This window comes from Cellvibrio sp. UBA7661 (genome assembly GCA_002483365.1).
Lineage (GTDB): Bacteria > Pseudomonadota > Gammaproteobacteria > Pseudomonadales > Cellvibrionaceae > Cellvibrio.
This window is the reverse complement of sequence record DLHT01000003.1, coordinates 429,665-448,338: the sequence shown is the minus strand read 5'-3', so window position 1 is coordinate 448,338 and position 18,674 is coordinate 429,665. Positions and strand designations below refer to the sequence as shown.

The 18,674-nt window shown below is 44.0% G+C and carries 13 protein-coding genes and 1 pseudogene; 2 read left to right on the top strand and 12 right to left on the bottom strand.

The window, feature by feature from the left end:
* Nucleotides 1-185: 185 nt before the first annotated feature.
* From B2739_RS02215 to B2739_RS02200, 5 genes and pseudogenes are all read right to left on the bottom strand, one after another.
* Nucleotides 186-713, bottom strand: coding sequence for a hypothetical protein (locus B2739_RS02215; RefSeq protein WP_331344239.1), 528 nt, complete (start codon nt 711-713; stop codon nt 186-188).
* Nucleotides 710-1,444: a hypothetical protein gene (locus B2739_RS02210; RefSeq protein WP_331344238.1), complete on the bottom strand. Its 735-nt coding sequence runs from the start codon at nt 1,442-1,444 to the stop codon at nt 710-712. The genes B2739_RS02215 and B2739_RS02210 overlap by 4 nt, the downstream gene beginning before the upstream one ends.
* A 371-nt stretch (nt 1,445-1,815) precedes the next feature.
* Nucleotides 1,816-2,169 (bottom strand): annotated as a pseudogene (locus B2739_RS17870) (DEAD/DEAH box helicase family protein); the annotation flags it as partial.
* 109 nt (nt 2,170-2,278) lie between these two features.
* Complete coding sequence (locus tag B2739_RS02205; protein ID WP_331344237.1) at nt 2,279-2,911, bottom strand: hypothetical protein; 633 nt, start codon at nt 2,909-2,911, stop codon at nt 2,279-2,281.
* Between the two features lie 11 nt (nt 2,912-2,922).
* Nucleotides 2,923-3,948, bottom strand: a complete 1,026-nt coding sequence (locus tag B2739_RS02200; protein ID WP_331344236.1) for an ImmA/IrrE family metallo-endopeptidase — start codon at nt 3,946-3,948, stop codon at nt 2,923-2,925.
* Between the two features lie 394 nt (nt 3,949-4,342).
* Between B2739_RS02200 and B2739_RS02195 the strand changes: the two genes are divergently transcribed.
* The gene (locus tag B2739_RS02195) at nt 4,343-4,936 is read left to right on the top strand and encodes a sce7726 family protein (RefSeq protein WP_331344235.1); all 594 of its coding nucleotides are present in this window, start codon (nt 4,343-4,345) and stop codon (nt 4,934-4,936) included.
* A 17-nt stretch (nt 4,937-4,953) separates the two neighbouring features.
* Here the strand turns inward: B2739_RS02195 and B2739_RS02190 are convergent, their stop codons facing one another.
* From B2739_RS02190 to B2739_RS02160, 7 genes are all read right to left on the bottom strand, one after another.
* A complete protein-coding gene (locus tag B2739_RS02190) occupies nt 4,954-5,910 on the bottom strand; it encodes a beta family protein (RefSeq protein ID WP_331344234.1) in 957 nt (318 codons plus the stop codon).
* Between the two features lie 101 nt (nt 5,911-6,011).
* Nucleotides 6,012-7,421 carry a thiamine pyridinylase gene (gene bcmE, locus B2739_RS02185; protein WP_331344233.1) on the bottom strand — a complete coding sequence of 470 codons (1,410 nt, stop codon included), beginning with the start codon at nt 7,419-7,421 and terminating at the stop codon, nt 6,012-6,014.
* Between the two features lie 585 nt (nt 7,422-8,006).
* Nucleotides 8,007-8,366, bottom strand: coding sequence for a hypothetical protein (locus B2739_RS02180; protein WP_331344232.1), 360 nt, complete (start codon nt 8,364-8,366; stop codon nt 8,007-8,009).
* A gap of 521 nt (nt 8,367-8,887) precedes the next feature.
* Nucleotides 8,888-15,337, bottom strand: coding sequence for a hypothetical protein (locus B2739_RS02175; protein ID WP_331344231.1), 6,450 nt, complete (start codon nt 15,335-15,337; stop codon nt 8,888-8,890).
* Between the two features lie 92 nt (nt 15,338-15,429).
* Nucleotides 15,430-16,083 (bottom strand): hypothetical protein, encoded by a 654-nt coding sequence (locus B2739_RS02170; protein WP_331344230.1) that lies wholly within the window; start codon nt 16,081-16,083, stop codon nt 15,430-15,432.
* Nucleotides 16,070-16,633, bottom strand: a complete 564-nt coding sequence (locus tag B2739_RS02165) for a cyclin-dependent kinase inhibitor 3 family protein (RefSeq protein ID WP_331344229.1) — start codon at nt 16,631-16,633, stop codon at nt 16,070-16,072. Before B2739_RS02165 ends, B2739_RS02170 begins: the two co-directional genes overlap by 14 nt.
* 2 nt (nt 16,634-16,635) lie before the next feature.
* Entirely contained in the window at nt 16,636-17,370 is a 735-nt protein-coding gene (locus B2739_RS02160; RefSeq protein ID WP_331344228.1) for an NUDIX hydrolase, read from the bottom strand.
* Between the two features lie 111 nt (nt 17,371-17,481).
* Here B2739_RS02160 and B2739_RS02155 point away from each other — a divergent pair, with 111 nt between their 5' ends.
* Entirely contained in the window at nt 17,482-18,603 is a 1,122-nt protein-coding gene (locus B2739_RS02155; protein WP_331344227.1) for a bifunctional nicotinamide-nucleotide adenylyltransferase/Nudix hydroxylase, read from the top strand.
* The last annotated feature ends 71 nt before the right edge of the window (nt 18,604-18,674 follow it).

Below are 18,674 nucleotides of genomic sequence, written 5' to 3'. Positions count from 1 at the left end.
AGGGTGGGGTTTGTCAGCAATCTGAAACCGCCCTTCGGCGGTTTTTTCATTTCCGATGGTTTGAAAACCCCGATAAAGATTTCTATTCGTCGGAGATTTGTACTGTCAATTCGGGTGGGCGTCTGTACTGCCTATACTTAGGATGAAGCAACTTTGATCGTACTATCCACGAGCCATGCCGCAAATTACCGCTTGGGCTTCAAATAATAGAGTGCGCCTTGCGTTCTTGAGACCAACCCGGAATCACCAATTATTTCGACGCATTTCTTTCCATGACAATCATACACGTCGCCATATTTTTTTAGTTCGTCAGCTGAGTTCTGCATTACAATTAACTCACCTCTTGTTGGAATATCTCTCATAAAGAAAAACCATAGTACAAGAATGCTCATTACAAAGAACACAAAATGCAATATTGAAAAAATAAGAAAGGACTTCTGAGATGCCTTATCTAATCGTTCAGCGGCATCATTCGCAAGTTCATTTGCTTTAAACAGATCTTTTGTTATTTTCTTAGCAATTTCAATCGATGCATCTTGAACAGATGTTTTGATTGCGTTGGCGATGGTGTTATCCATCGCGCGCGATTTTGTTTCCAGCAACGCTGAGGATGAATCCAATTTTTTTAGCAAGTTTTGCAGCTCCGCTTGATTCTGCTCCGCTGCCTTCAGCAAATTGTAAGCCGCTTCCATCACAGCATGTTCAGGCTTCATAGTGAATATCCTCTGTCATAGTCCAAGCTCCGCGTCAGATTTTTATTTTTCTGGCTATCGATTCCTGAACGCATTATTGACCCCATCTCCTGACTCAAACTTTTAATAAATTCGCTCTGGTGCAGCTGAAGCTGAAGAGGGTTCGTGTATTGGACGAACGCCAAACCAGTTTTACTGACGCACAATAAAAGGCCGCTAGAACTCATTTCGATTTCCCCATTGTTACTGCGATTTCGATCCTGCGTCCCTTGGCAACCAGCAACAACTTGCAAATAACCTTGTATGCTTTCTTTGCTAAATTCTTCGTTGGGACTTACAACTTCTTCTGTAACGACGTCAAGGAAGGATTCGATGGTGTGTGTTCCAGGAGTATCGAATGCATTTAAATAGGGGACGATTTTGTTGAAGCAGATTTCTTTTAGTGGATCTGTTTCGATATACCAATGAACAGCACACGATATCTCGGTCAATTCCCTGTTATCCGTTAAAGCAATTTTCAGTTGGCGAATTCTATCCTTCTCCTTTGCTTTGCTACTTTTTTTATTCTTAAATTCGATTAGCTTCACCACACCGGGGTATTCCATCAGCAAATCTCCCAATAAAGGATCCGCCGGAGTTTGTTGTAAAAGATTTATTGAAGAAAACTGTGTTCGTGCAGCGGTGGCTTTTCCTACTGAAATCCCCAATGCATATAAAAAGTCACCAATTATTATATTTTCATAAACCTTCACACTAACTCCTTAAGTTGACGAGAGGTATCGTTACCGTTCTTTTTTAGCACGAACGTTTGCGAAAGTAATCTTTTGTTGATCTTTTCCTTAAAGCTATTTGCACTTGCGGAAGCTTTCCCTTCCTAATAGTTTTTATAGAGCTAACAATCATCTCGTCATAAAGAAACCATATCCGATCGGTATAATTTAAAATGAAATAAATCTGATGAACAAACTCAACTGCTCCGAGGTCGTGCACGTATTTTCAAGGTTAGCTCAACGTCCCAGCGTTCCGAACATGAATACTCTTATTCATCAACTTGGCGAGCCAATTATCTTTTTAATGTCAGCCCCGTAATATTCCAGTTCTTCTAACAAATCAGCGTGTCTTATCAATAATTGATCTCATAAAATATAATTGCGTCAACTTCTTCATTAAATAACTTTGACCTTCCGTTGAAAAGTGCTTGATATGTTGTAATGCATACTGCTTTATTCTGCTCAAAAAGATCATTGCTGAATATATTTTGGAAGTAAGTGGTGACATTGATTCCATAGCTTTCAAATTTATTTTGAGTTTGTTGAATAATTTTAATTGATCCGCAAACATACACAACCTTTCCTCGTGTTTCGTTCACTAAAGATTGTGATATCAAGGCGCATATAAGTGTCTTTCCTGCGCCAGTATTTAGCACTAATGAGATGTCGGTTTTTTCTCTATGCCGGTGCCATCCTCTTAATGCGTCGACTTGTACCGCCCATAGATCATTAACTCCTCAATCCGACATTCTGGAGACGTTTCGTCTAAATATTTCATAAGGGGCAATCGGATGGTCTTCTTTTTTTTCGATTAAATTATAGCGCCCAAAAAGTCAGTGAATCACATTTTCTTTTCAAGTCGCCGATATAGCTTTCCAATGCTGCAAATACATTCTCCATTGTGTCGGGCGTGGCGCCTCGAAAACAAAGATCAATGGCTTTGTCAACATTGGGTTTGCCAAGTACTTTACTGATGACCTCTTCCGGATTATAGATCTTCAGAAGAATTTTTAAGGTGTGTTCGAGAATGATGATTATGCAATGCTCTAACGGTAGAGTTTTTGATTCTACAAGTTTGTTTGCTGCTTGAATTGCCCTCTTGTCGCCTGAGCAAAATGCGGGATCGTCTGACTCCAACGCACAGCCTAAAAGTGTAAGTTCGCCTTCATCTAAGTGTGGATCGTTAATAGATGCGATGAGTTGAAAAGTAGAAGGATACGCAATTGATGCAATATCTGTTTTCCCAATAAAGGCCTTGAGTTGTTCGAGCGCTTTTGCATTGGAGGGTAAATTTTTTCTCCCGGTTGGTTTGAATAATCCTGCAACATAAGGAAGGCTTTCAAGTGTTTGAATATCATGGCCTGAATTGGCAATGATTTCCTGAAGGCATAGCAGTAGCTCGTATTCCGCGAGTTTTATGGCAACGTCATTATCAACAAAAAGCAGCATTTCAATCCCTGTTATTGCAAGCGTTCTAGAAGCTCAAGATCGTCAGTTTTAATGTTGTACCGGCTCTTCACGTTTTCATAAGATGCCTTGAATATGGTTTGCGCCGTATCGCGCTCCAGAAACTTCAGTGCTTGATGTGCGAGTATCCAATTACGCGTTTCTCTGCCATATGTCAGCACAAAATGACCGGGGTTCACATTGTGTGAATTGCTCAGTTTTTTCGCGTGTAAAGCGAGCTCTCCTGGTCGCTCTATCGCACCAAGATTGCGTAATAGCCCTCTCAAATCGATTCCATTTCTGAGAACGTTCAACGCGAACTCATCCGCTTCGATTTCTTGCTGGTCTGTATCTTCTTTTAGTGTTTCTCCCAATGCCGAGATGCTTACGTCAGTAATTAAGCCGGATGTTTCTAAGTGGCCGAGCTTCATGTGACCAATTTCATGAAGCAGTACAAATAGCTGTGTAGATACGCTTTTATGTTTGTGACTTAAAACAATTGCGTAACAGTCCTCGTCACGAACAATGGCGCCCGCGGGGCGGGATAGCGCTGACGGAAAATTATCTAAATACAAAACGGGAATGTTGTGCTTCCACAGAAGGTCCACCACATTCGCGAGATCCACGTTTGCACGGGCAAGTTCGGAAAAAAACAATTCAGTATTTTGTAAGGCGTCGTTGTATCTCAGTATCCTAATAAAGGTTTTCCCCACCGCTTGGGTTAAAAGTGCGGCATCGGCAAGCTTTTCGTGGTCAGTATTTGCTCGCTTTTTGAATTGGATGGGCGTTGATGCAGCTCTGAAACTTACGGATCCGGATTCGGCCACGTCCATTTGTATGCCGAGGCGATTCCTTAACAAAAGAGAAAATTGAAGCAGCCCTGTATTGGAACTCAATAGGCTGTCGTCCCACCACTGAGGAAGTACTCGTTTAAGGAGCGTTTTGCTTACTCCGCAATCTTTAATCATTTTGTAAATGATCGATTTGGAAGGGGGTGTGAACGATTCCATTACCTTGCTAAGCCTCGTTCTGATTTCCATTAAGTCTACAAGAGTGGGCCACCATTAGCAGCTTGGACAGTTGCTTGGCATGCGCGTCCGTTCCGTTCCACACCAGGTTTAATGCTTCCATTAAGTACTTGTTCGAGGCCGGATCCTTATCGCTGTATTTTCTGATATCAAAATTTGCATAATTGCATAGCTTTACTATCCCCTTGGTCAGCTTAGCGTGTTCTTTGTATAAGCTTCTGTGAACCGTTGACTGCGGCATTTCTAAGAGATCAGCTATCGCCGTGGACGTCGTATGTCCTTTCTTTTTGAAGAAGGATTGGAGATCATTTTGCAATTTTTCGATATTCATAAAGTCATAGATAAATGCATAATTGAATAGCATAATAGTGGTATACTTACGGCAGGTCAAACTGAAGTCGATGCTATGAATGATGCGGATATAAGAGTTAGCCTGGCGGCGTACTTATCCAGACGAAAGACTTTTTCGGCCAGCAGGTTGCTGGAGGAAGTTTCGCTGCAAAATGGGTTGGTCCGTGCAGATTTGGTGTACTGCTCAAATCGTTTGGAGTGTTTTGAAATCAAGAGTCATAACGACACGTTAAAGAGGCTCGTCGCCCAAGGGTGGCAATATGAGCAGTCCTTTGACCTTGTTACCTTGGTCTGTGCTACCAAACATTTGTCCCAGGCTACTGACATCGTCCCGGAATGGTGGGGAATTTTAGAAGTGACCAAGGGAGGCGCCTTGCAGTCACTGAGAAAATCAATCTCAAATCCAAACGTAGGTGCTGCTGGAATGGTGGATTTACTTACCAACGATGAATCCAGAGCATTTCTCGCCTATATCGGCCACAGCGAGGGGGTGAGTAAACTCTCTCATTCGCAGCTGAAGATGAAGATACAGGCTGTAACCACTGTCCCGATTTTGAGGCGTTGGATTTTGGACACTCTCCAGGGGCGAAGAGATGGTTGGGGGCCTCGCGCCGACGGAAGTTATCAGGACGCGAGGCTATGTGGTTAGGTTACCGTTGTTGTGCCCTAACCGTATTTAACAACTTGGGCGATGTGATGATGGATAAATTCGGAAACGTGGAAGGTCGAATTACCTGGGCCAGTTTGCGGCGGCTCTTCTGATCTTTTTTTCCATATATCGTCGGCCCATGAAAATTCAGCCCCTCTATACTCATCTTGTAAGACTAGCAGTTGCGTTAGTTCGTAAATGGCAGCGGCATCCTTCCCTCTTTGGCGTAACACGAGCCAGTGATCATCGTGTGTGTATCGAATATTGATATGGTTGCTTCTCAATATTTCGGATTGACTCCAATCGGGACTCAATGTCGCATAATCGCTGTACTGAATTGTCGTTGAAATATTTGCAGATATTTCTGTGTACAAATTCTTTTCAATCCTGGCTATCGGGCGCGCTCCTTGTACGTCTTGTAGTGTGCTAGGGAAGCTGCCACCCGATACGATAATCTGTCGCTTGAGATTTGTAGAATACATTTCAACAATCTCAGCCAAGCGCTTACTCTCATCAACGAAGTGCGTAGTAACAAAGCCAAAATCAATGATTACAATTAAGTTTTGGTTTTCTGCGAAGGCTTTGATTTGGTCGATATTTTTGGTGTGTCTTTCAACTTCTAATGTTTCTTCGAGAGACGGAGGACACGCTACCCGAAAACAGGGACGCTTCGAGAAAGCTTTCAGCAAATTTTTTGTAAGGTGAGGTACGCTTTGGGGCAGAATCGCAAACGGAAGATTTGTTGATTCCACTGCTGTGTATAAGTCTTCCTCAATATCTTCTATATCCACTCTGCTCATATCAAGGATTTGGTCGCCACTCCAAACGGAAGCAATTCCCAAGGCTGCATCAACAAGAACGCCCTGTGGATTTTCTATTATCCAGATAGGGCACACTGTCGAAATCCACTCATCGGGAGCGTTTTCCAGCGCTTTAATCTCTCCTTGTTTCCATCGTAAATTAGGGTAATACATTCCATTTCCTCTTGTTGATTGCCTGGCCAGTTTTTAATGCAGTCGCGCGGTTGTTCCCACGCTAAGATTGTCAGAACAGTAATAATATTTTTATTTGAATACTATGGAGAGCTGGGGATGTCGCATGCATTGCATCCGCAGACTCCTTTTGCTGATTCTGGAACGAATGGGCGTTCAGACGTCCATTGCTCACTCCAACCCAATTTTCCACAAGCTTTATTGCATTCCTGTGCAGCATTCGCTGCTATCAAGAAAACATCGGTAGTCTTGTCGCATCCGCAGCTGAAGTCTTCCCGAATGTCTGTTCGAATGGCGCTCTTGTTGGAGTCGAACCAGGTGTACAAGTCGTTTGATAAGGTGAACATATTTATATCCGGGTTACTCGCTACGTGTTTCATATCTTTATAAATTGGGTATGAAACTGCTAGCTCATCAAATGCGGATTTTAGAGTGAGCAATAAGTATTGTGGTACCCCGTCTTGTGTTGCTCCGGTCGAGCTTTTAACAACGACTTTTTTAGAACCCAGCAAGGCGGCAAGTTTTTTTGCATGAGTCAAATTTTTACTCTTTGCATTAACGCCAATCACATCGGCGAAAAAAAGAGGTTTACTGGTTTCACCTGGATTCCAGAGCGGTAATGGCATGAAACTAAAATCATCGGGCAATTTTTTCCCGTTTCCTTGCGATATTCCCCACATGTCTTCTGTAAACCCTACGAAACTATTGCCATGACCTTCTCCAAACCAAATTCCGCGTTGGTAGGGTTGTAGGTCACCATTTGTTGAATTTAAGTAGCTGCTCATTTCCATTAGCTCGGTTAAACGCTGTGTAACCTTTTCGTCAATGGATGAAGGTGTTGGGAAAGGATACTTCCCATGAATTGCGTATTGTGTTGCAACATAGAATGTGCCGTTTGTTGTTGATCCTGAAATATCAAGCATCATTCCATTTTTATCCCCTGCACCAGGAACAGTACCGGTATATCTGCACGTTTTTACTGCTTTCTTTACTTCCGCGAGAGTGCTCGACGGAGTAATATTCAAATTCTTCTTATAAAACAAAATATTGGTGCATCCCAAAAGTGGTATTCCGGCGTAAGTTTGATTGTCGGAATTTTTAACTCCATTGATAGCGTAAGGAAGAAAATCGTCGAGGCCAGCGGGATTGATTTCTTGAGTTAAAAACGGTTCCAGCAAATCCTGGTTTCGGTATTTATTTAAAAATAGGGCATCAAATACAAACACATCGAGATTTTCCGGAGAGGTTCTATATCCACCATCCCACAATTTGTCATCGGTAATTACGTTTAGAGTTATCCCGGTTTGCATCGCATTCCATTCCTCGATCAGGACCTTTTTGAATTGTTCTGGACGAGGTACATAGGGGTACAGGCCTACATTTAACGTGATCTGCTGAGCGGTCGGTGTGGGTACATCGTTGTTAACTGAAGGTTGTGAAGAGCATGCAGATAAGATAACTAAAATTAAGACAACGAATATCTTCGATTTCATTTCATACATCCTTTATTTTGAGGAGGATTCAAGCCGTCGATGAGATTTTTAGCATCCAAGATGTGGAATAGCTCAACCAGTGTAGAGTGGCATTAGTTAGGAGGTCGGATAGATGTGGTTATTGAAAAATAAGATCGTTGCCAATCGTTGTGTGGCCAGCGATTTAATGTATTTACTTCTACAGGGCGTTTCATATCCTTACTTTAACTCCGTTAACCGCCTTATGGGATCCACAAAACTCTAGTTCACAGAACATGCATTGTCTAAACACTTGAGACGGAAATTTAATTTCCATGGAGGCAAAATGAAAGGAGCGCCATATCAAATGGATTTAAATTTACATATACATCTAACGATAATTTTACCAGAGTAACAGTTTTAGCCTAGCTGGACATTACAGCACATTACACAGTTATTCTGTAAGAATTGATGCCATTTAGCGTGTAGTAAATTCTTTCTGAGCAGTTTCTCGTATCGTCCGATAAGTTGATGCAGGTGTAATAATCTCAATGTCGTTCTTCAGCGCGAGCAACATAATTCGAGCAATTTAGGTTGTATGTCATCAGGGTTGCTATTGAACCGAAATTAATCGGGGACGTAGTTCATTGGTAATGAACTATCCATAGATTTGATGTTGAAGGTTCTGTGCTCATAAAATGTTTGGAAAATCTGGCGGAGCATAAAATCGAGCCGTTCTTGTGACCCATCTGCCAATTTCAAAATATATATAAATTCATGTGGATCAAAAAGGTGCACAAAAGCCCTGGTTTCTTCATAAATGTTGCGCGCAAAATTCACGCATTCATTCCATGCTTCATTATCAGGAATGAATTCAGAAATAATTGCAATTGCATGAACAGGTAAAGTGCGATTAAAATAAATAACATCGCCACTTTCAAATTTTGTTATCTTTTCACCCCTACGAATTGATTTGACGGCACACATGTACCTGTGCGAATGCTTTTTCGGTATGAGACGTTAGTGTAGAAATTCTCCTTTGCATGGATTTCTTATAGCCTGACTGATACAAAGACATGGCTTTCGACGATATCAATAAGTTGTATGTATTGGAAATTACAAAAATATCTACAAATACCCTTTTCTGGGTGTCACGAGTCTTGTCTGGAGAGTGATGCACATCTCCCTGAAACAAAATGCTAAGTTTGTGAGCAAACAGTTTTTCTTGAACGATACCTTCCTTTCCAGCGTCAATTTTATATGCTGCATTACTATGGTGTTCATAATCCAGGATCGTTACATTCACAATATTACTTATCGGAATGTGATGTGTCACCGCGGCTAAAACATAAAATATATTGGTCGTTGGCTGTTATTTGAAGACCGGCTCGTTCAAATTATGGGAAAATTTGTATGTCTGATTGATGTTGTTCTGTGCAGTATTTCTTGACGCTGCTCATCATTAAGTGAAAATTCAGGTAGGACTAATAGCATTCTACGTCTCTGCTTTAATAGTGCGCTTGCTTATGTCTCTGAAATGCAACGCAGAGTTTCTCTATTTCATTGCTGAGCATTTCACTGAATCGTTGGTCGGCCGTCTTACGTTGTTGTTCCAATTCAGCAATTCGATGGAGCATCCAGCGCCCTAAAGTATCAACACTATTTTCAACGTTCTCTCGCCGCACTAAAAATCGTCCTAAGCTCTTTCTTTCTCGTTGAATCCGAGTCAGTTCACCATGCGCATTAAATACGTAGACTAGCCATTTGGGGCGGTTGTTATGATAATCCTCCGCTTTCAATTGGCGCGAAATCTCGACGACAAAAATCAAGCTTCTATCTTTTTTCCTAAGGAAATCAATGATAAAAGCTCTATCAGATGTGGCTCGCCAGCCATGACCATTGGGACTATCCTCACTACCCCACAGTGCAATTTTAATTTTGGGCTCTCTCGATGTTGGCGACTGCCAGGCATTATTAGTTATATCGAAAGTTAGTCCCTCAGATTCTGCTGCTCCTATGGGTTTTACGGGAATTCCATATACCCTCCCGCGACGAACATCAAAATCGTCCGCTTTTGTTTCGCGCGAGGTCTCATGTAGCCATGGTTCAAGTTGAAATCCCGGCATATCAAGATCGTGCCCATATGAGCCATTCGGCAAAGCAAAGTCCCAGCGATCCCGGGTATTGGCGAGAGCTTGAGCAAGTGCTTTTGCTGTTGAGGGTGATACTAAAGCAGAATGAATTTGAACGCTGTGGATGGCATGATTCCACCGAACTTCGAAATCTGCAGCCACCACTAATTTGTTGACCGCATTAATTTCTAAATCGAAATCAGTAGGCACGAGCGTTTTACTCCAGGCAAGCGCTTGCGCCTCACGATCTTCGACTGTGTCATGTTGCTCTGGAGGATCTATTGGAGCTATTCCCCAGAAGCGTTGTTCGAGAGGAGGAGTTGTCCGTAAATCGTTTAACCAATATGGCGATATGGTTGGCAAGTTACGGCCTATCCATTCATCCAGTGCAGCGTTAGCATCGTCGTATGAGATCGCCAGTGGTACCTCGGCGATCATTTCACCCACCGCGCACATCATGGCTTGCCACTCTAAATAATGACTTAGCCTTTCTATGGTTGCGAGTTCACCCTGTCGGCGAGAAGTGTACTCATGCTGACCCCTCAAGCGATCAAGGCGCGGCTCTTGATCCCAATGGGTCGCAGTTTCTCCATAACCCCATTTGTCATGAACCCACTTTTCTAGCCGATCTAGAAAATCATCCATACCCATTCCAAATAATCGTGAAATAGGATGATACCAATTGGGTATGGCGTCAGTGCTGTCGAAGTGGTACTTACGCTGCTCACTCCTGTGTTGTCTTTTACTTCGCCAGTTCGAATTTTCAGGCTCAATTAGATCCAGCTGACTTCGATTCAGTTGCTGCACAAAAACGTAGTCTTCTGCAGAGGGTAGCCATACTTTAGCCTCTTCAAGTGCCATAAGTACCGAACGTCCCAATTCCCTAATAATTACGTGAGAGTCGGTCCGAATCGTTTCCAAAACAAGAGGCGCATAGCGAGCTACGTCTGGTGCGCTTTCTGCTGCTGCGCGTAGTAAAACAATCAAAAGTTGCTCACGAGCCGCATAGTGATAAAAGGGGGCGCCAGCAAATACCGGTTCCTCAGTTTTAGCCAAACAAGAGACTAACCTATCCCATGCAGGATCATTTCCTCGCATCAGTATTAATGCGGCGTGGCTTGCTCGCCAGCGCACTCGGCGATCCATATCTCCCATTGCTGCAAACAAACAACGTGCAACGCTATCGACGATATCTTGAGGTGGTGTGATACCGATGAGGTGAACACGTGGAGGGTGTGATGTGCGGCTCTCAACCCTTCGTAAGAGTGCATCGAATAATCCTGCGCGATCTTCATCCGGGGTACGCGCTGCAATCATGCCAGTTAAGGTGTAGAGAAGATCCGCAGAGATTCGATTCCTATGCTGCTCAATTCCAGAAAGAATGATATTTGCTTGTTCAGCAGCGCTAAGACCAGTCAACTTAAGTACTTCGTCGAGTGTATCGGTCTCGCTGTAATTCCAGCGAAATAAATGACGTAACGAGCCAGCGATATAGAATGGAAATTGCGTACGCATCCACTCTGTTACCGGAGGGTAACTCGTCCACTGGCTGAGGATTTCGAGCATAGCTTCACCAAATTCCCCTCGCTTTTTGTCAAGTTCAACTGCGATATTGAGAAAGGCTACTCTAAGCGTAATGCTTGCAAGTTTTTTTGCTACCTGACAAAACTGATAAGCGTTTGGTCCGTATTCTCCAGATCCTTCTTCTAATGCCAAACGTATCTCATCCGAAGTTCGAAGAGTGGCGGTCAGATTCTCATCAGGAGCATCTTCCATTACGTCAGTAGATCCTTGTTGTGTCCCAATAGCATCAAGCCATTGCTGAAAAGTGTCACGATGTAATCTGGCTGTTTCAATAGCAGGTTTAGCATCAGGTGCAGAGCTGTTCTCGAGCACGTCAAATTCAGAAATAAAAGCTTCGATATCGCCTTCACATAACTTTGCTTTCAATAGTGGTTCGACCACCCAATTTGGAAGCAGCGTTCTATCGTCAAGTATTGCCGCGGTATCAACAGAACCATCAGAAGCTAACAATCTGAGAGCTACTCTCTGAGCGAGAGACATTGTTGTGCTGGTTGCTGTGACATTTGGCAAGCTGTAATCAAATGGGACAATTCCTCGATCATGCCATCGTGCGGCAGCAACCAAACCCATAGGAAGGCTTGCCGCAGTGATCCAGCCAACCACCTCTCCCCAATCAAAGTCACCTGTGAGACCAAGTGATTCCACAACTGCGCCGGCAGCATCCCCGAGCCGAGCGGCGTATACGGTTCGTTCAGCATGACTACCTGTGAGGCCGGTTCTTGCGATAGCCCCTGCGGCTGCAAGTGCGCTTCTTGCTTCGTAGTCAGCAGCCCCAGTTGCCTCGACGGCCTTATTGAAAAACCATTCCGCTAGAGCTGGATCAAGTGGAAGTGCAATCCGGGCATTCTCACTTAACAGTTCGACACGGTCTGATGCAGCGAGAGGAGCTTTTTCGATTTCATCTACAAGCTCTGTCAAAAGTATTAGTACAGCATCGTGCGTACTTGGTAACAATGCCAGTGTTCTGGCCAGATGCTGAGCAGTTTTAGTGTCATCTGCCCGCCAGTTCTGTAACACCTTACGCATCGAGGGTATCAATGTTGTCACATCTCCCCCGCCAATCCCTAAATGCACAAGATGTTGCCGCATGAGAAAAAAAGCTTGGTCAGAGTCCCTCTCAACTGACCGATTAAAGCTTCTGGATATATCGAGTACGCTGGCAAGCTTTGGCCATGAAACAACTGATTTGTTGGTAATAGCAGCTAAGTTAACCCGGGCAGCCTCAACGAACCGCGAAAATGCGGTTATTGCATCCGCAAGCGACTCATTCCAGCGTGCTTCTGGGGATTTCTCTTGTCGTTTTCCTAAACGCTCTTCGTTGTGTGGTTCTTCGCGTTTCGGCGGCAACCATTTTTCTACAGGAATAACTATCCCAGAAATTAGCTCACGTAGTGCGTAGGCTCGCGCTTGTCTCGCACCAGCTGAACGTAGCCGATAAAGATGATACGTCTCGGTGAGTTCAGGCGTTGGAAATGCGCGTTCAAGAATTTTTGAAATTAGGGGTTTAAGTTCATCGTGAGTAACGGAGCGCTCACAAATAAGAAGTACCGCTTCATGCCAATCCAAAATCTTCGAATTCAAAATGCCAATATCAATCGGTTTGTTCCATCTGGCTCTAGTTGCTTTTGCTAAACGCGACAAAGCATTAGCCATCACTGGGTCACTCATTTTTGCACCAGCCAGCAGAGCTGCGGCCATAAATGGTGCAAGCCCAAATGGCGACCACTTTCGGGAATCGATCACATTGAGCAACGTTTGGAGATTGCGTCCTGCAGCTTGTGCTGCAAGCATTCTAAATACGGAAAGTAGAGCGGATTTTGGTCGCCAAGTGAAAAGACGATGGAGAGCTGCCTTCTCGCCAAACAATGTCGCATAAGTGGCATATTCGGATGCGATATCTGTGTCTGATACTTTGAAGTCGTTACTGCCCCTGTTATGCGGCAATTCGTCAAGATAACCGTGCCACCATCTAAGGTGTATCTTTGCGGTCTCGGGAAAATTTTGTGCTGCTTGAGAAGCAAGCTTAATTCTTAGGCTCGGGCGTTTGGTTTTATGATCCTGCCCTACCATCACGAGCCTATTTGCTTCATCCGCTGCAAACTGCACTGACAAATCTAAATTTTTGACGATTAAATCCTCCAGGAGTTTTGCTCGTCTAATCGCATCGGCCGAAGTGATAAGTAAATTACAAGCGTTTGTTATATCCGAAGCCATTCGACAACAACGAATTGCAAGGCCGAGATTTCGGGACCAAACAAACTGAGCTTCAAGCGAAGTTAGAACTTCAGATGGTTTTTCTTCCGCAGTAACCAAATCATAAAGTTCTTTAAGGCGATTGGAGGCCACTAGCACTTCTGCCACATTGGTGGCGGCATACCTATCAATAAAGCGGCTTTTTAGAAGCAAATCAGCACCACGAGTAAGGACTTCATCTCCATCATTGTTGGGGCGCTCAATTACAAAAGCCTCAAAGTCTTCATCATGGAAAGACCATCCCTCCTCTCGTTCAATAATGCCGCCTACATCCACAGCTAAATCTTGGATATCTGCCGAAGCTAGGCCTGTTAGTGCTGCGAGCGTTAGCGCCGGAACAGGGCGAGGCAGGCGGGACAATGCATCAAGAACCTGCCAGACTTTTTCGGCGGAACCCAAATGCTTGCCAGCTTCGGCAACGCGCTGTTCAAATAATGGATTTATACCCTCAGCCTTCGGCATCAGACGCTCAATCGCACGCGCTGCACCATCATTTGACAGGCCCTCAACTGCATATACAAGACGTCGAGGATTGCCTCCTGTTAAATTTTCAAATGTCGCTGCTAATTCGGGATTCCATTGTGGTTGCCATAGTGCAACAAGCTTGCGAACCTCATCGACATCGAAACTCGGAATCTCAAAGTCATCATATAGCTTCTCGTGTCCTACCTCTTCTCGTCGAGAAGTCCGACAACTGGCCACGATACGAACATTGGTCGGCCAGCTTGATGCCTGGGTCAAAACATCTAGGAAACAAGGTTCTTGCCAATGTCGAGCGCCAGTTTTTGCATTATCAACAGCATCAAAGCACAACACCAACTTTGCATCCGGGTTACGAAGTTTCACGAGATCGGCTGCGATCAAAACGCGGTTTCGAAATGCTTCGAAAATATCAATACTACCTTGCCGCCGTATTACAAAAGGAGTTTTGAGGCGAACCGCCAATTCGTTACCAAGTTGCGTAAATGCTTGCTCAGATAGGTGACGTTTTTGATCAGAGGCTAAAAACAAACCTCCACCATAACAATCGTAAATGAATAATTCAGAGCCTGAAGGTAGAACGGAGGTCAGATCGGAAATCAGGCTTGTTTTTCCGCACCCACCTCCAGCATGTATACGTAAAGGTTTTGATTGAGAAGAGTTGAGCTTCTCACTGAGGCGATCAATTACCATTCGACGCAAATATGGCTGTGCTGGCTTGATATGAGATGGGGCTGGAAAAAACATATTTGTGCTGCCAACACCCAGCCAAATTAATAGAGTTTCTCGCGTTATCGCCGGATGGCTCCTGTTCTCAGGAAGCATCAAGGTGGATACTCTCCGTTGCAAAAGGTTGGAATCATCGCGAGCATCAGCGTCGGACATACCGGCAAGGCGTTGAATAACTTCACTTTCCAAAATTAGTCGTGAAACTGAAGAAAAGCCCGTTGTATCCCAGGCCTTTAGGAAAGTTATTAGTTGTTTGGGAGTGAGCCCGAGTGCCTTGGTCAGGGTATTAAATAATTCTGCATCTTCAGGAATAGGTTTACTGCCATTACTAATCAACCGCGCGACATCGTCAGCCACTGTGGTGGACAAGGGTTGATTAGTAACGATGGAGAAATCACCTTTAAATCCTACAGCCTTCATTAATCCCGCGAGTTTCCCTAGAACACTACTTAAAGGTTTTCTCTTGGTTCTGCGAGTGAGCAATCGTGACCAGCTCCAGCCTTCTTCTGGAGCTGATGCTGAGTATTTGAGTTGCAGATAGGTGTTGGTTTCCCCGTCCTTAGTGTTGCGAGTCAAGTAGATATCTACTGCTTGGCCATGTTCACCAACATGAGCGTGAATTTCATCTGGTGGAAGACCTTCAACTTTGATAGCGGTTACATCGCCATTTGCATCAAGCAACCGCAAAATTTCACGGGTTGCCCAAAGAGTGTGGAAATCATCTCCAGCATTTGAAGCAACAGCGCCAAGAAAGCTCTCGTCTTTTTCCAAATCGCCCACTTATTGACTCCAATCTAGGTACATACTGAAGGTATCAAAACGCATTTCCAATCAGACGTGACTGAAAAACTTATTACTAAGCATCATCATTCTTAAGGGTATATTTGGTTTATCACCTCAGCGTTTAAGGCAATAGTGCCGATGCTATTCCAATGTAACGTTTCTGAGCCATGCGCTAAATCATTTCTAATTTTATTGGAATGATCAGAGATGGCGGCAACCATATCTAGTTCGCTCATTGCTAATGCTATTTCTTCCTCGGTGGGGTCATCAATCAATAAAGACTGCCCTTCTTCCAGTTCACTTACAGAAAGTGCTTCGGAGGCTTTTTTTATCTCTGCATTTTGCTGTGCAATCGCGTAACGATTTTTAAATCCTTCATTGCGCAGCCACTTTTCCTTTTTCGCATGCTGTAACAGCTTATATAGCGATAGCAATTTCTTTTGGCTTTCAGAAAGATCAGGGTTTTCTGAAAGATAGCGATGACGTAATGCCATTTCCATAGCGGCAAATGAAATTAGCTCTGCTGGTTGGTGAAAGCGGTATACAAACCATGTGTAAAGGGACAAGTTTTTTGCTGTTTCAAATAATTGTTTTACCGCTAAAGGAACCGCGTCGTTTAAGGTTATTGATGCTAATGATTTATGGATATCTGGCAAATCGGCAATAAAACTTGATTGCCGTTCATCTGGCTCATATATTTTATCTAGCGATTTAAGCGGATCTTGAATTTCATCGTCTTGCATGTGATTTCCTTAATTGCGAATAATCCATCAAAAATTGCTCTTGAGCTAATGTTTCAACTGATAGCTCTCTCGCTTTTCTACACTCGATAATCGCATCAGTAACTGAATATCCGAAGTCCATTAATATCATCGCAGCCACAGTGCCGGTTCTACCAAAACCACCCTTACAATGAATCATTATCTTTTCGCCATTATTGAGCTGGGTGTGTATGAGCCCCCGGATTGCTAGCCAGTTTTCTAGCCAATTTTGGTTGGGTGCATTTTTGTCCTGGATCGGAAGGTTGTACCAGGTTTTAAATTCTCGCTGATAAACGGCAGGTAATTCTGGAACCTGGAGTTCTTCGTGCTCGAAATCTTCGAGTAAAGAAATAATCGCGTCAGCGCCCCAGGATTTTATGGTGGCGATATCCAAAGTAATATCGCGATCCCATGAGCCCGTCATAGCATTGGGTTGTTTCTTTCCCGGGCAAAAGGTCAACCCTAACTCTCCGGCCGAAACGGATATGGGATTAATAATGAGCGGATGGGTAAGGCTGGTACGCGCACTCATGCTTAATCCTCCACTCCGCCGAACGCCCGGAGAAAAGCATGTTGTTCGCTACCTTTCTTTGGGCGATATAACGCTGCAATTCTTCCTCTCCCTCCCTCGGGTAAGCCTTCACCGACCTCTTCGAGTAAATCTGCTGCCTGAATACGGCGTCGGAAGGATTTTTTTTCAATTTCTGTCCCCAGTAACTCCTCAAACGCCTGTTGAAGCTGGGTCAGAGTAAATGGAGCATTAAGGACGTAAACGGGTAGAACGGTGTATCCACTTTTAACTCTGAGCCTTTCCCTTGCCTGTGTGACTAGCTCTATGTGGTCGAAGGCGAGGTTTTGTTTGATGGCAATTTCATAAGGCCACCAGCGAGCGTCCGCCACAGTTTCAATAAAGTCGGCAGTGGGTGCATAGGGGATCAGCCCCATATATAACGCCGTTACCGACCATCCCCGAGGATCACGTTTGGTGTTGCCAATGGTGGCCACCTGTTCAAGGTGCGGCGTTTTTACACCGGTTTTCTCTGTGAGTTTGCGCAAGGCCGTTGCATGCAGGTCTTTATCTTGCTGCTGATTAATAAATCCACCGGGTAATGACCAGCGGCCCTTTTCGGGAAAGTCTCCGCGCTCGACCAGCAAAATATGAAGTTTTCCATCCAGCAAGGTGAATATGGCGATGTCCACTGACACTAGAGGTACGTCATAGTCATGGACGTTGTAATGCTTCAGATATTCTTTTTCGGTAGTAAACATAGCCGTTTTAGATGTCCGAATAAAAAATTAGAAAAGGGGTTGTCAATTAAGTGGCAATACGCCAATAATAAGCCTGCCGCTTGGTCATAGCAAGAAAACTATGGCTGGAGCATGAATAAATTAAAGACCAGAAGAAAGACTTTTGGTCATCCACATCAGCAAGGGTCTTGCGATATGACACGTCCATTTGATTTCACCGTATTTATTGGTCGCTTCCAACCATTTCACGCAGGCCACCTGAAAGTAGTTCAGGAGGGCTTAAAGCAAGCGGATAAATTAATCCTGTTGATTGGTTCTGCATGGCAGCCGCGTAACACACGTAATCCCTGGACTCATCAAGAGCGCGAGGAAATGGTGCGTGCTTGTTTGAGTGCAGAAGAAAATAACAGACTTTTATGTTTGCCGTTAATGGATGTGCCCTACAACGATGAGATATGGGTTCGAAACGTACAATCGACAGTGAATGGATTGGTAACTGCGCATCACGCAACGCCCCATCGCTTAGCGAAAATTGCATTGATCGGCCATAAGAAGGATCAAACCGGTTTTTACCTGAATTTGTTTCCCCAATGGCACAGCATCAGCATTGAAAATTATCGTGCAATTAGCGCGACGCCTGTGCGTGAGGGATATTTTATTGGCGATGCCAAGCAAGTTATTAATAGCATGGTATGTACAGAAGTATTACCGGACGCCGTGGCTAAATACTTAATTGAATTTGCGAACAAGAATGATGGCTATCAACAAGTGCGTGATGAAATTCTGTTTATCAAAAGATACCAGGATGCCTGGAAAGCGGCACCTTATGCACCCACTTTTGTCACTGTTGATTCTGTCGTAGTGCAATCAGGTCATGTGTTATTGATTGAGCGCCGTGCGAATCCAGGCAAAGGTTTGTGGGCGTTACCGGGCGGATTTGTAGATCAAGGTGAGCGATTGCAAGATGCTTGTTTACGTGAGCTGCGTGAAGAAACCAAATTAAAAGTACCTGCACCGGTATTGAAAGGCTCTATCAAGCGCAGTCAGGTGTATGACGACCCACACAGATCTGCACGCGGCCGCACTATCACCCATGCGTTTTACATTGAACTGGAACCGAATGCGGAGCTGCCTAAAGTCAAAGGTGGTGACGATGCAAAAACCGCAAAATGGATTCCGTTGAGTGAATTAGATCCGCAGCAAATGTTTGAGGATCACTATTTTATTATTCAGGACTTATTGGGAGCAGTTTGATCGTGTCAAAGAAATTGAAGCCTCATTAAAATTCAGAAGTCTACTTTTTTATTTCATACATATATTGGCCA